This is a genomic window from Granulicella rosea (assembly GCF_900188085.1).
In the GTDB taxonomy this organism is placed as follows: Bacteria; Acidobacteriota; Terriglobia; order Terriglobales; family Acidobacteriaceae; genus Edaphobacter; species Edaphobacter rosea.
Genome location: NZ_FZOU01000001.1, coordinates 24956 through 37371, shown reverse-complemented (window position 1 = coordinate 37371; position 12416 = coordinate 24956). Strand labels below are relative to the sequence as shown.

Genomic DNA, 12416 nt, shown 5'->3' with positions numbered 1-12416 from the left:
TCGATGACGGAGAAGAAAGCCAACAAACACGAGCTGCGCACCCGCGAGACGCGCGATCTGCTGCTCGCGGCGGCGGAGACGGTCTTTACGCGCGACGGCTACGAGGGAGCCGAGCTGGGCGAGATCGCCACGCTCGCCGGCCGGACCAAGGGCGCGATTTACGCACAGTTCAAGAGCAAGGAGGACATCTTTCTGGCGTTGGTGGAGAGCCGCTCCCTGCATCACCGGGCGCGCATGCAGGAGGCGCTGGCGCGGTCGACGACCCTGGAGGGAAATCTGGCTGCGACGCGCGCCTTCATGCTCCAGATGTCGAAGGAAAGGGAGTGGACGCTGCTGCTGCTTGAGTTCAAGCTCTTCTCCATCCGGCGTCCGGAGTCGCAGGCCCGGCTGCAGAGCTTCTATGCGACGGTTTACGGCGGAAACGAGGAGCGGCGTTACATGGATGCGATCGGTCCGGCGCCGGGCGGGATCAGCCGCACCGACGCCATCCATGCCTTGCCGGCGATGATTACGGGGCTGTTGCTGGAGCACGCCTTCGACCCCGCGCACGTGGGGGAAGAGGCGATCGAACGCGTGGTGGGCGAGGTCTTCGACACGCTGTTTCTATGATGGCGGCGACCTTGCCGCCCTGAAGGGACTCGCCGCCGAAGAGCGCCCGCTTTCGTGGTGGACTAGAAGACGCGGAGGTTGTCCATCGGTCCGGGCGCGGCTCCGACCAGCAGGCCCAGTTCGCCGAGCAGCAGGTCGAGCTTGCGCCTGGTCGCCTTGCCGACGGGGACCATCGGCAGGCGCAGCACGTCTTCGCCGCGGCCGAGCATCGCCAGCACGGCCTTGACCGGGGCGGGGCTGGGCTCCCAGAAGTGGGCCTGCATCAGCCGGTAAAAGCGGCGGTTGATGCGGCGGGCGGTGACCCAGTCGTTGTTCAGCGCGGCGTTGACCATCTCGGCCATCTGCTGCGGAATGGCGTTCGAGGCGACGGAGATCAACCCAGCGCCGCCGAGCGCAAGGATCGGCAGGGCGAGGCCGTCGTCGCCGGCGAAGACCTTGAAGCTGCGCGGCGCGGTCGTCAGGAGTTCGGTGATCTGGGCCAGATTGCCGCTCGATTCCTTGATCGCGACGACATTATCCAGTTCGGCGAGCCGCAGAACGGTGGCCGGCTCGAGGTTCGCGCCGGTGCGCCCGGGGATGTTGTAGAGCATTACGGGCAGGCTGGTGGCTTCGGCGATGGCGCGGAAGTGGGCGTACTGACCCTCCTGTCCGGGCCGGTTGTAGAACGGGTTGGCGGTGAGGACGCCGGTGAGACCATGCACCTCGGAGACGCGCTGGACGCGTTCGACGGCGACGCGGGTTGCGTTGTGGGTGCAACCGGCGAAGACCGCCGCGCGCCCGGCCGCCGCGCCGACCGTGACCTCGATGACGCGCAGCCATTCGGCGTCGGTCAGGGTTGAGGCTTCGCCCGTCGTGCCGCAGGGGATGAGCAGTTCAATGCCCGATTCGATCTGCCAGTTGACCAGCGCGTGCAGCGCGGGTTCGTCGACCGCGCCATCCGCCCGGAAGGGGGTTACGAGCGCCGTTCCACATCCATTAAGTTCCATGACAGAGATGAGTTTACAGCCTTGTCACCACCTGCGGAAATCCGCCCCCGGATGGGTGATGGCAAGTACCCTTTTCCAGCGTATTCTAGCCTAGCCGGGTATCGCGGCCGTCCGGCTTTCCGCGCAGATTGCCGATAGGGAGGACAGGAGGCTGTGCGCCTGTTCGCGGCCATCTCTGCGCAAAACCGCCAGCGAAGGTTGCCGGGTTGTAACTCCAGGCCGAAAGGGCTTTGCTCCGATGTCAGTACCGAAGCGAGTGGATGGACCGGCGACGCCGCAGCGGAGAGGACTCTGCTGCCTGTGCGCGCTGCTCTTCTCGTGGCTCGCCTGCCATCGCGCGGCCTCGGCGCAGAGCGTTCCTCAACCCGAACAACCGGCCAATGCTACACAGATTCCTGCCGCCGTCTCTCCGATTCAGGAAAAGTTACCGGATTCGCCCTCGCATGCGGTGGGCAGCGTCAGCGGAGCGGTCATCGATCGCGACGGCAAGGTGGTGATCGGCGCGCGGGTGACGCTGGCGAGCGACGCCTTGTCGGAGGATCGCGAGGCGGTCTCGGACGCGGAGGGCAAGTTCGAGTTCGAAGAGGTTCCGCCGGGCAAATACCAGTTGACGATCAACCTGGACGGCCTGGCGACCGGCATGGCCTCGGGCGTGCTGAAGCCGGGCGAAAAGTATGAGGTTCCGCAGATCGCCCTGCAGATCGCGGCCTCCACCGCGGACGTGAACGTGACGATCTCGCGCAAGGAGATCGCCGAAGAGGAGATGCACGAGGAGGAGACGCAGCGGCTGGGCGGATTCCTGCCGAACTTCTACGTGGTCTACGACTGGCACGCGCCGGCGTTGAGTCCAAAGCAGAAGCTGAAGCTGGCGACCCGGACGCTGATCGATCCGGCGAACTTCGTCGTAAACGCCGCGACCGCCGGCGTGGAGCAGGGATTGAACGACTTCAAAGGCTACGGCCAGGGCGCGGCGGGATATGGCAAGCGGCTGGGCGCGGCGAACGCGGACTTCGTCTCGGGCACGATGATCGGCGGCGTGCTCTACCCGATCCTCTTCCGGCAGGATCCGCGGTACTTCTATATGGGCAGCGAGAGCGGGCACGGCATCGTCAAACGCGGACTCTATGCGCTGTCGTCGGCGTTCATCTGCCGCAGCGACAAGGGCAAGTGGGAGCCGAACTACTCGAGCGTGCTGGGCGACCTGACGTCGGGCGCGATCTCGAATGCGTACTATCCGGCGAGCAACCGGAACGGGGTGTCGACGACGGTGGAGACGGGATTACTCGCGGCCGCGTCGGATGGCGTGGGAAATCTGATCCAGGAGTTCGTCTTCAAGCACCTGACGCCGCATGCGCCGAAGTACGCGCAGGTGAAGGAATAGTCGGAGCGTCGTATCTTTAAGAAATCACCACATCTTTGGGAAATCACCACAAACGCTCGTCATCCTTCACTACGTTCAGGATGACGAGCATTTTCGCTGGGTTGTCGTAGTGGCATGGGCAGGGTTTTGAGGCCTTATCGCTAAACCCACTCGCCCTTGCGCATCAGCGGTTCGCTTGAGCCATCGGCCGCGAGTCCGTCCACGTCCATCTGGCCCGAGCCGATCATCCAGTCGACGTGGATGAGGCTGGAGTTGGCCCCGAGCGCGGCCAGTGCCGCCTCGTCCATGTGCTCGCCCTCCTTCAGGCAGGTGGCGTAGGCCTGGCCGAGCGCGATGTGGCTCGCGGCGTTCTCGTCGAACAGCGTGTTCCAGAAGAGCACGCCGCTCTGCGCGATGGGCGATGAGTGCGGCACCAGCGCGACCTCGCCGAGGCGGCGCGCGCCCTCGTCGGTGGAGATCAGGCGGTTAAGCACGTCCTCGCCCGCGGTCGCCCTGGCGGAGACGATCTTGCCGCCCTCGAAGACGCACTGAATGTTCTCGATCAGCGTGCCCTGATGCGAGAGCGGCTTGGACGCCTTGACCTTGCCATTCACACGGTCCTTGTGCGGCGTGGTGAAGCACTCCTCGGTCGGGATGTTGGCGTTGCAGAAGACGCCGTTACCGGCCTCGCCGCCGCCACCGGCCCAGAGGTGGTCGTCCGCGAGACCGACGGTCAGGTCGGTCTCGCCGTCGGCGGAGTGGAAGCGCAGGGAGTGGAAGCGCTTGGCATTCAAGTAAGCAACTCTTTCGTGGAGGTGTTTGGAGTGCGCCTTCCAGGCCGCGACCGGATCTTCCGACGTCGCACGCGAGGCGATGAAGATCGCATCCCACAGCTTGGCGACGGCCTCTTTCTCTTCGAGGCCGGGGAAGACGAGCTTCGCCCAGGCCGGAGTGGCCGCGGCCAGGATCGACCAGTTGATCGCGTGGCGGGTGATCAGCTCCATCGCGGGCTTATTGGCCTTCGACCCGGCGATGTTGGCGCGGGAGACCTTGGCCGGATCCTGTCCGGCGAGCAGCGCGGGGTTCGACCCGGCGAGCGCGAGGCGGGCGGCACCCGACTTGAATGCGGCGGCGATGCCGTCGGCCATCCACTGCGCGGCGTGGTCGAAGCTCGCGTCCTGCGCATACTTGTAGCGCGCGAGCACGGTCTCATCGTCGCCGTAGAAGGTGGTGACAAGCAGCGCGCCGGCCTTGTAGGCGTGCTCGGTGATGCGGCGGACGAGCGGCAGCATCTCGATGGAGGCGGAGATCAACAACTCCTGTCCGGCCTGCAGGTTCAGGCCGACATGGACGGCGACCTTGGCGAAGCGGTCCAGCTTTTCTTCAAAGGGAAGCGAGGCGAAATCGAAGGGGGCGGGAACGGAAGTACTCATGCGCTCAAGGTTAGGCGGCGGGGAATCGAAACGCAAGTGGCGGCGCGGGTGGGGTAGAATTCCGGCATGAACCGAGCCGTTCTGCTTCGCCGTTCCGCCGTTCTTTGCTGCCTGCTTGCCATGCCTGCCTGGGCGCAGAACTTCGCAATCGTCTCGCCCGCAACCGCTGCCAGCCTGAAGGCGCAGCGCGGGACGCCCGAGGCAGGCAAGATCGTCCGCGACGCCGAGGCTGCGCTGAAGCAGACGCCGCATCCGATGGAGCGCGTTCACACCGAGGGCACGCTGCCGGGCAAGGGCATCCACGACGAGAGCGCGGCGGCGGAAAAAGACTGGCCGCTGACGCTGAACCTTGCCTTTGCCTACCGGCTGACCGGCGACAAGCGCTATTTGGCCCAGACGGCGAAGTTTCTCGACGCCTGGGCGACGGTCTACAAGCCCAGCCGCAACCCGATCGACGAGACCAACTTCGGCAATCTGGTGCTGGCGCTGGACCTCACGCGCGCGGATCTGCCGCCCGAGGTCGCCGAGCATACGGCTGCGCTCTTCCGCGCGATGGCCCTGCAGTATCTCGACTGGCTGGACGCGAACCACGATAAGGACCACGAGAACTGGAGCAGCCATCGCGTGAAGCTGGCCGTGCTGGGCGCCTATGTCTCGGGCGATAAGGCGCTGATCGAGCGGGCGACGGCGGCCTATAGCCGGCAGGTGAAGGTCAACATCCATCCGGATGGCTCTGTGAACGACTTCTACAAGCGCGACGCGCTGCACTACGTGGTCTACGATCTGGAGCCGTTGACCACCGCGGCGCTGGCCGCAAAGGCGCATGGACAGGACTGGTTCCACACGGCCGCGACCGGGTCGCCGTCGGTGGAGATGGGCGTCGACTGGCTGCTGCCGTATGCCACCGGGACAAAGACGCATGAGGAGTTCGTCCACTCGACCGTCGCCTTCGACGCGGCGCGGGATAAGGCCGGGGAGAAGGGCTACTCCGGCCCGTGGGACCCGAAGACGAGCGTGGAGTTGATGGGACTGGCGGCGTGGATGGACCCGAAGTACCGGCCGGAGCTTGAGAAGGTCGAGGCGAACACCGGGGTGAAGGCGTATCCATGGCTGCGGTTGTTGGTGGGGCGTTAGGCCTGCTGGGAGAGGTCGTTGCCGCCCGGAGAATTCCTAAACTGGGAAACCCTTAGAGCCGACAAACCCCTATTTCGCTTAGCGAGGACACTGGCGATGCGATACTGGCAGAGCGTATTCCGTGGCGGGAGCGGGAAAGGCAAGAGCTCAAAGCCGAGTACTACGGGCCTACGGGCTAATACCCCTGAGCGCCTTTACGTGAGAGTCCACTGCCCCAACCTCACGGGGAAGACGCATAGAAATTCATCGACACATCACTAAACCAGAAGCAGTTGCTGCAAAGCGTGAGGTGCGGTTGAGCGGCGGTGGCGGTCACTCCCTAGAGCGGTTTACCTTCTGCTGTCTAGCAACCCAAACTGCCAGTCATCCTGAGCGTAGCCGAAGAACCTGCTTTTCGTTCTTGATGTTGCTCGTTTTGCTTTGGACTGGAGCAGGAATAAGCAACAACAAAGACCAAAGCAGGTCCTTCACTGCGTTCAGGATGACAAGCAGTGTAGGCGAGTGCGCTTCATGCCTCAATGTAATCCGATCGAAGCTGATTTAAATCTGCATAGCAAGTCCCCATCGGTTGAGGTTAGCTCCAACCATGATTCAGACCCGCAATTCCGGCACTTTGTGGGGTGTGCTTCATCGTAACCGGGAAAGCCGGGTCGTATGACAGCTAGAATTGGGTATTTACATTCAGGACACATGAAAGCAACGTTGTTGCCAAATGCATGGCAAGGAACGGACTCACCATCGCTTTTGAAGCAGTTAGATCCTGTTACGCGAGCCATCGGCACCTCGTAGAAGCGATGCTGAAAATATCTTTAACCAGGCCCAAACTTCCTACAGCTTCATCCACACATCCCGAAAGTCGTAGCACCCGGTTCTGGTCGAAAGCCACTCGGCCGCGCGCACGGCGCCTTCGGCGAAGCCCCTGCGAGAGTGCGACTCGTGCGTCAGGATGAGCTTGTCGGCGGCGGACTGCGCGACCAGCACGTGAGTTCCGGCGGCGTCGCCGGAGCGGTGGGCCTCGATCGGGATCTTGCCCAGACCGCCTGCCTTTTCGACTGCCTCGGCCAGGCTCAGCGCCGTGCCGGAGGGAGAATCGAGCTTGGTGACGTGGTGCGTCTCCTCGATCGAGAAGGTGTAGCCCGCGCCTTCGAGCGCCTTGGTCATCTGCGCCGCCACCTGGAACATCACCTGCACGCCGACCGAGTAGTTCGTGCCGTAGAGCAGGGCCGCGCCCTTGCGCTCGGCCAGGCCGCGCATATCGGCCAGCTTGTCGTACCAGCCCGTGGTGCCGATGACCATCTTCGCCCCGGTCGCCAGGCACGCGCGCATGTTCTGCACGACCGCCTCGGGCGCGGTGAAGTCGATGATGACGTCGAAGCCGGCGACGAACGGATGCGTCAGCCCCGCGCCGTCCTTGTTCTCCTTGGCGTCGAGTACGTGAACGCTGTGTCCGTGTTCGGCGGCTACCTGAGCCACCAGCTTGCCGGTCTTCCCCACACCCAGAACCAATACGCGCATCGCCAGACCTCTCCAAACCTCTAGACTGCCTACTTTACAGTATCGGCTCCATGCTTGCCGATAATCGGCGTTTCGGGTGGAGCATGGGGCTTCAGCCGCGTGAATAAGAAACCTGAATCGAAAGGGGCCTTAGCCCTGGGCTTTCGAAAGGATCGAAGTATGCCCAGGGCTGAAGCCCCTTTCGCTCGAGCGTTTTCCGTGGGGCTGAAGCCCCACACTTCCACCTGAAAACCTACGCCTGCACCAGCCGCGCCGCCACATCGAACACAGCCTCATCCGGGTCGGCGAAGAAGGCGCGGTGCAGCGAGCGGACCGCCTCTTCCACGTCTTCCTCGTCGATCATGAAGCTCATGTTGATCTCGCTGGCGCCCTGCGAGATCATGCGGATGTTCACGTGGCTGACCGCCGAGAAGACCCGTCCGGCGATGCCGTTGTGTCCGCGAATATCCTCGCCGACGAGACAGATCAGCGCCTTCTTGCTCTCGTACTTCACGTCCGCGATCTTCGACAGCTCGGCGCAGATCTCCGGCAGGCGCTCGTTCGAGTCCACCGTCACCGAGATGCTCACCTCGCTGGTCGAGACCATGTCGATCGCGCAGTGGTACTTGTCGAAGACGTCGAAGACGGCCTTCAGGTAGCCGTGCGACATCAGCATGCGACTTGCGACCACGTCGATGATGGTCAGCCGCTTCTTCGCCGCGATGCTCTTGAAGGGGCTCTTGCACTTCGCCATCAGAGCGGTGATCTTGGTGCCTTCATTCTCGGCGTTGCGCGAGTTCAGCACGTAGACCGGAATGCTCTTCTGCACCGCCGGCAGGATCGTCGCCGGGTGCAGCACCTTGGCGCCGAAGTAGGCGAGTTCGGCGGCCTCTTCGAAGCTGATCGTCTTCACGCGCAGCGCCTCGGGGACGATGCGCGGGTCCGTCGTCATGATGCCGTTGACGTCCGTCCAGATCTCGATGGCGCCCGCGTGAAGCCCGCCGCCGACCAGCGCCGCGGTGTAGTCCGAACCGCCGCGGCCGAGCGTCGTGGTGATGCCCAGCTCGTTCGAGCCGATGAAGCCGCCCATCACCGGCGTCAGGCCAGCCTCGATCAGCGGCAGGACGTGTTCGAGCAGCTTCGCTTCGATCGCCGGCTCGATGGGCGCCGCCTTGCCGTAGTGGTCGTCCGTAATGATGCAGGTGCGCGCGTCGACGTGCGTGCCACGCAGCCCGGCCTGGGCGAAGGCCGCGGCGACCATGCGGCTCGAACAGCGCTCGCCGAAGCTGACGACGAGGTCGTTCGTCCGGGGGGTCAGCTCGCCGACGGCGGCGATGCCGCGCAGCAGGTCGTCCAGCGCGTCGAACTCCACATGCAGCTCGGACGCAAGCTGCGTCAGGCGTTCGCCTTCGACCAGCCTTGCGGCGGTGTCGAGATGCCGCTCGCGCAGCTTCACCGCCAGCGAAATCGCGCCCTTGCGGTCGTCGACGCCGGCAGCGGCGGCGCAGGCCAGCAACTGGTCCGTCACCTTCGCCATCGCCGAGACAACCACGACAGCCTTCAACCCGCGGTCGCGGCGACCCTTCACGATCGCCGCCGTGCGGTTCATCGCGACGGCATCCTCGACCGAGGTTCCGCCGAACTTCATCACGACTACATCATTCCTTGCGACGCTCATTACCTTGCCACCTTCTTCACCGGGTCCAGCTTGCCCATCATGGCGAGCACCTCGGCGTTCAAAACTGCGGCGCCTGCGGCTCCGCGGATCGTGTTGTGCGACAGGACGACGAACTTCCAGTCGAGCAGCGGGCACTCGCGCAGACGTCCGACGGTCGCGGCCATGCCCTTGCCGCGCATGCGGTCCAGGCGCGGCTGCGGACGGTCGATGGCGTCGATGTAGACGACCGGCTCATCCGGCGCCGTCGGCAGACCGTGTCCCCACGCCTGCAGGTGGACGAGATCCGAGAGCGGCTTGAACTCCGCCCACGCGGCCAGAATCTGCTCGTAGGTCGCGGGCTGCTTGAACTTGATGCTGACGCACTCGGTGTGCCCGTCCTCGACCGCGACGCGGTTGCAGTGCGCGCTGACCTTGGCGGGAAGCATCTCGACGTGATCGCCCGCGAGCGTGCCGAGCAGCTTGCCGACCTCCTCCTGCAGCTTCTCCTCCTCGTTCTTGATGAACGGGACGACGTTGCCGAGGATGTCGAGCGAAGGCACGCCGGGATAGCCCGCGCCGCTGATCGCCTGCATGGTGCTGACGAAGAGGCTCTCGATGCCGAACTTCTGCTCCAGCGGCTTGAGCGCGAGCACGAGCCCGATGGCCGAGCAGTTCGGGTTGGTCACGATGTAGCCGCCGGACTCATGGCGCCAGCTCTGCTTCTCGATCATGGCGAGGTGGTCGGCGTTGACCTCCGGCACGACCAGAGGCACATCCGTCGTCATGCGGAAGGCGGAGGAGTTCGAGATGACCGCGCATCCGGCGGCGGCGAACTTCGGCTCCAGCTCCTTGGCAATGTCCGAGTCGAGCGCGGCGAAGATAATCTTCGGCAGCTCGCCCTCGGGGGTGCCCTCCGGCACGTTCGGCATCACGGTCATGCCGGCGATCCGTGCCGGAAGCTCGGTGTCGAGCTTCCATTTGCAGGCTTCGCCATAGGTTTTGCCCGCGCTGCGGTCGCTGGCGGCAAGCCACGCGATCTCGAACCAGGGGTGGTTGTGCATCAACTGAATGAATCGCTGCCCGACCATGCCGGTCGCGCCCAGAATCCCAACTTTGCGCCGTTCCATAATCCTTCTAGGATAACTCGGCTGGGGGTTAAGGGGTAGGCGTGTGGAGCACAGAAGGTGTCGATTTAGAAAGATTCTGCATGAAATGGGAAGGATGGCGCGTTTTCCGTGCGAGCGGGCCAGGAAACCCGCGTGGCCACGACACGCTAGCGGCTGAAGTACTGAATCGTTGCGTAGTCCGCGCGGTTGCTCCTGTCGGTGAAATGGGTCAGGGTTTGTACGCGAAGCCTTCCATCGGCCTCGAGCGAGGCAATGAGCAGCGTCTTGTTGAACGATGTGATCACGCTGGCGAGAAGCGCGACGACATCGTGGTTTTCCACCTTGGAGGCGAAGGGCTGCGCCTCGGTAACGCCCTGATCGCATGCCGTGGGGTGGCAAGCTCCAAAGGGATGAACCGTTCTGCCGTCGATGAGGATGCGAACCAGTCCGCGTGTCTTGGGATCGACGTTCGTCCAATCCCCGTCGATATGCGGCCCCGACATCTCGATGCCTGCGTCGAGCGGGGTTTTGTGGGGCGCCGAGACATCCTGAGCGGTGATGGGGGGCGCCATGACGGACAGCGCCAAAACAAAGGCGATCGTTAGAACGCGCTGTATATGACGAAAGTTCACGCTACACCCCGGTCGCGAAATATGGATCACTATAAGGGCAGGGCGGCTCGGTTGACCAGTCGTTGCGCTTCAGTCCCAGTCCCGCCGGCGCTTGTTGGCCTGATGCCCGCCGCCGCTCCAGACCATGATGGCGACGACCAGATGCACGACGAACCAGAAGCCGACGCCCATGTCGCGGTAGATCATCAATAGAACCAACACGCGCGGCAGCAGCAGCCAGAGCAGCGGCGCGACGATCGGTGCGATTAGCCGGCTGAGGTGGAAGCGTACGAGGTCTCCCCAGAACCACGCCAGCGCCAGCGAGACGCGCGGCAGAAAGAGCGACAGCACCAGGAACCAGAGCGGCAGCCCGTGCGTGTAGATGACGATCGAACCGGCCATGGGAGACCCTCCGAGTTATTTGGCGGCGAAGGCGAAGTCCGCCTTGGCCGTGCCCTGTGCGGGTACGGTGATGTTCAGGTCCTGCTCGCCGAGCTTCTCCTGCACGGCGGCCAGCACGTAGTCGCCCGCGGGCAGACCCTTGATCTCGAACTTGCCGGTCGCGTCCGTGACGGCAAAGAAGGGCGTCGGCGCGATGTTGATGTAGGCGTTCATCCAGGGGTGGTTGTTGCAGCGGACGGGCACCATCAGCTCGGAGAGCTGCATCTGCTTGACCTTCGGCGTGCCCTTCGGTCCCTGCGAGACGTCGATGGTCTCGTTGCCTACGACGGTCGGCATGGTGTGGATGTTGTGCATGGTGATGTCGGAGTTGTGGAACTCGACATATCCGCCATGCACGACGCCGATCACATGCGGCACATATTTGCAGCCCTGCTGATCGAGCACGACAGGAGTCGTCGGTCGAGGGGCGGAGGCGATCTGTGGCGGGCCGCTCTTCACGTAGACGAAGACGTTCGCCAGTTTGTCGCCCGAGACGACGATCTGCTCGGAGTGGACGGGGCCTTTGGCCGGACCCATGCCGCAGGCGGGGTCCATGCTGGTGTCGATCAGGACCGGCGCGGGCGCCTTGCCGTGGAAGAGGACGACGCCGCTCGCGGAGCCGAGCGTCGCGGGGTCGAGCGCCGCAACGGGGGCGCTGTCGGGCGTGGACTGCGAGGGAACGACGGGCGCCGGGCCGGGGTCCTTGCTGCCGCGGCCGAGGACTTCGGCCTTTTGCACCGCTGCGTCCGGCTTGCAGCCGGTGATTCCCGCCAATACGCTCAGTCCAGCAAATACGCCAATCGCCAGTCGCTTCATCTCATCTCCCAATGCTCTTCAACGTGCTACAAACGGTTTCCGAGGTTCTTTGTGGCCGATTGCGGCCTTCTCTTCAGGATGTCATAAAAGCTTTAAATGTGGGTCAGGCGTTTCCGTTTGAAGGGAACACTCCCGCCGGTGACGGCGGCGCTATCTCTCGCGTAACGGCAGATAACGGACGCGCACCCGTTGGGGATCGATCGTCAGCAGCGCACCTCTTTCAAGTTCCGTCTGCATTTGACGCAAAGCGTACACGACCTGACGACCGATAGAGGAGAATCGCAGGTCTTCGCCGCGTATCTGCGCTACGCTCGGGCCGTCTTGATTCGACATCGCTACAGCAATGCCAAAGTCCAGATCGTGAGTCAGAACGACAAATTTGTTCTCGGCGGCGTAGGCCATGATCGTCGAGTCGGGTGCATTGCCCAGGCCGATCTCGGACCAATGTATTGCTGAGATGCCGTCATTCTGGAGGAACTCGCACCAGGCGGGCGCGAGATTCATATCGATCAGAATCTTCATGCGGTCGGCAACAGGACCTCACGCTCGTTGGAGCGCCAGGCAGCGTAACGCAGCGCCTGCAGAACGTCTTCGCGCTCAAGATAGGGATAGTCGGCCAGAAGCTCGTCGATCCCGACGCCGGCGCCGATCTGACCGACGACCATGCCAACCGTCACCCGCATTCCCCGGATGCACGCTCGACCGCTCATGACGCTGGGTTGTATGGTGATGCGGTCGAAGTCCAACATGAGGCGCTCCTCTCGAAGTC

General features: G+C 63.8%; 13 protein-coding genes. 3 read left to right on the top strand and 10 right to left on the bottom strand.

Annotated features, from left to right (window positions below; translation table 11 throughout):
• Nucleotides 1-3: 3 nt before the first annotated feature.
• On the top strand, nucleotides 4-609 hold the full coding sequence (locus tag CHB87_RS00205; protein ID WP_089406392.1) for a TetR/AcrR family transcriptional regulator: 606 nt from the start codon (nucleotides 4-6) through the stop codon (nucleotides 607-609).
• Between the two features lie 62 nt (nucleotides 610-671).
• Here the strand turns inward: CHB87_RS00205 and dapA are convergent, their stop codons facing one another.
• Nucleotides 672-1595: a 4-hydroxy-tetrahydrodipicolinate synthase gene (gene dapA, locus CHB87_RS00200; RefSeq protein WP_089406391.1), complete on the bottom strand. Its 924-nt coding sequence runs from the start codon at nucleotides 1593-1595 to the stop codon at nucleotides 672-674.
• A gap of 238 nt (nucleotides 1596-1833) precedes the next feature.
• Between dapA and CHB87_RS00195 the strand changes: the two genes are divergently transcribed.
• Complete coding sequence (locus CHB87_RS00195) at nucleotides 1834-2976, top strand: carboxypeptidase-like regulatory domain-containing protein (protein WP_089406390.1); 1143 nt, start codon at nucleotides 1834-1836, stop codon at nucleotides 2974-2976.
• A 140-nt stretch (nucleotides 2977-3116) separates the two neighbouring features.
• On the opposite strand, the gene CHB87_RS00190 is transcribed toward CHB87_RS00195, so the two are convergent.
• Entirely contained in the window at nucleotides 3117-4388 is a 1272-nt protein-coding gene (locus CHB87_RS00190; RefSeq protein ID WP_089406389.1) for an aminopeptidase, read from the bottom strand.
• A 66-nt stretch (nucleotides 4389-4454) separates the two neighbouring features.
• On the opposite strand from CHB87_RS00190, the gene CHB87_RS00185 reads away from it, so the two are divergent.
• Nucleotides 4455-5522: an alginate lyase family protein gene (locus CHB87_RS00185; RefSeq protein WP_089406388.1), complete on the top strand. Its 1068-nt coding sequence runs from the start codon at nucleotides 4455-4457 to the stop codon at nucleotides 5520-5522.
• Nucleotides 5523-6350: 828 nt separating this feature from the next.
• Here CHB87_RS00185 and CHB87_RS00180 read toward each other — a convergent pair.
• The 8 genes from CHB87_RS00180 to CHB87_RS00145 form a co-directional block, all read right to left on the bottom strand.
• On the bottom strand, nucleotides 6351-7037 hold the full coding sequence (locus CHB87_RS00180; RefSeq protein WP_089406387.1) for a 4-hydroxy-tetrahydrodipicolinate reductase: 687 nt from the start codon (nucleotides 7035-7037) through the stop codon (nucleotides 6351-6353).
• Between the two features lie 232 nt (nucleotides 7038-7269).
• Nucleotides 7270-8694, bottom strand: coding sequence for a lysine-sensitive aspartokinase 3 (lysC, locus tag CHB87_RS00175; protein ID WP_089406386.1), 1425 nt, complete (start codon nucleotides 8692-8694; stop codon nucleotides 7270-7272).
• Complete coding sequence (asd, locus tag CHB87_RS00170) at nucleotides 8694-9800, bottom strand: aspartate-semialdehyde dehydrogenase (protein ID WP_089406385.1); 1107 nt, start codon at nucleotides 9798-9800, stop codon at nucleotides 8694-8696. Before asd ends, lysC begins: the two co-directional genes overlap by 1 nt.
• Nucleotides 9801-9946: 146 nt before the next feature.
• Nucleotides 9947-10351 (bottom strand): hypothetical protein, encoded by a 405-nt coding sequence (locus CHB87_RS00165; protein ID WP_089406384.1) that lies wholly within the window; start codon nucleotides 10349-10351, stop codon nucleotides 9947-9949.
• Between the two features lie 129 nt (nucleotides 10352-10480).
• Complete coding sequence (locus CHB87_RS00160) at nucleotides 10481-10792, bottom strand: hypothetical protein (RefSeq protein WP_089406383.1); 312 nt, start codon at nucleotides 10790-10792, stop codon at nucleotides 10481-10483.
• A 15-nt stretch (nucleotides 10793-10807) separates the two neighbouring features.
• Nucleotides 10808-11647 (bottom strand): hypothetical protein, encoded by an 840-nt coding sequence (locus CHB87_RS00155; RefSeq protein ID WP_089406382.1) that lies wholly within the window; start codon nucleotides 11645-11647, stop codon nucleotides 10808-10810.
• A 150-nt stretch (nucleotides 11648-11797) separates the two neighbouring features.
• Nucleotides 11798-12169, bottom strand: a complete 372-nt coding sequence (locus CHB87_RS00150; RefSeq protein WP_089406381.1) for a DUF5615 family PIN-like protein — start codon at nucleotides 12167-12169, stop codon at nucleotides 11798-11800.
• Nucleotides 12166-12396, bottom strand: a complete 231-nt coding sequence (locus CHB87_RS00145) for a DUF433 domain-containing protein (RefSeq protein WP_089406380.1) — start codon at nucleotides 12394-12396, stop codon at nucleotides 12166-12168. The genes CHB87_RS00150 and CHB87_RS00145 overlap by 4 nt, the downstream gene beginning before the upstream one ends.
• Nucleotides 12397-12416: the final 20 nt, after the last annotated feature.

Bases quoted from the DNA above. Each gene is read 5' to 3' on its own strand.
- CHB87_RS00205 (WP_089406392.1), top strand. From the start codon at position 4: ATGACGGAGAAGAAAGCCAACAAACACGAGCTGCGCACCCGCGAGACG.
- dapA (WP_089406391.1), bottom strand. From the start codon at position 1,595: ATGGAACTTAATGGATGTGGAACGGCGCTCGTAACCCCCTTCCGGGCG.
- CHB87_RS00195 (WP_089406390.1), top strand. From the start codon at position 1,834: ATGTCAGTACCGAAGCGAGTGGATGGACCGGCGACGCCGCAGCGGAGA.
- CHB87_RS00190 (WP_089406389.1), bottom strand. From the start codon at position 4,388: ATGAGTACTTCCGTTCCCGCCCCCTTCGATTTCGCCTCGCTTCCCTTT.
- CHB87_RS00185 (WP_089406388.1), top strand. From the start codon at position 4,455: ATGAACCGAGCCGTTCTGCTTCGCCGTTCCGCCGTTCTTTGCTGCCTG.
- CHB87_RS00180 (WP_089406387.1), bottom strand. From the start codon at position 7,037: ATGCGCGTATTGGTTCTGGGTGTGGGGAAGACCGGCAAGCTGGTGGCT.
- lysC (WP_089406386.1), bottom strand. From the start codon at position 8,694: ATGAGCGTCGCAAGGAATGATGTAGTCGTGATGAAGTTCGGCGGAACC.
- asd (WP_089406385.1), bottom strand. From the start codon at position 9,800: ATGGAACGGCGCAAAGTTGGGATTCTGGGCGCGACCGGCATGGTCGGG.
- CHB87_RS00165 (WP_089406384.1), bottom strand. From the start codon at position 10,351: ATGGCGCCCCCCATCACCGCTCAGGATGTCTCGGCGCCCCACAAAACC.
- CHB87_RS00160 (WP_089406383.1), bottom strand. From the start codon at position 10,792: ATGGCCGGTTCGATCGTCATCTACACGCACGGGCTGCCGCTCTGGTTC.
- CHB87_RS00155 (WP_089406382.1), bottom strand. From the start codon at position 11,647: ATGAAGCGACTGGCGATTGGCGTATTTGCTGGACTGAGCGTATTGGCG.
- CHB87_RS00150 (WP_089406381.1), bottom strand. From the start codon at position 12,169: ATGAAGATTCTGATCGATATGAATCTCGCGCCCGCCTGGTGCGAGTTC.
- CHB87_RS00145 (WP_089406380.1), bottom strand. From the start codon at position 12,396: ATGTTGGACTTCGACCGCATCACCATACAACCCAGCGTCATGAGCGGT.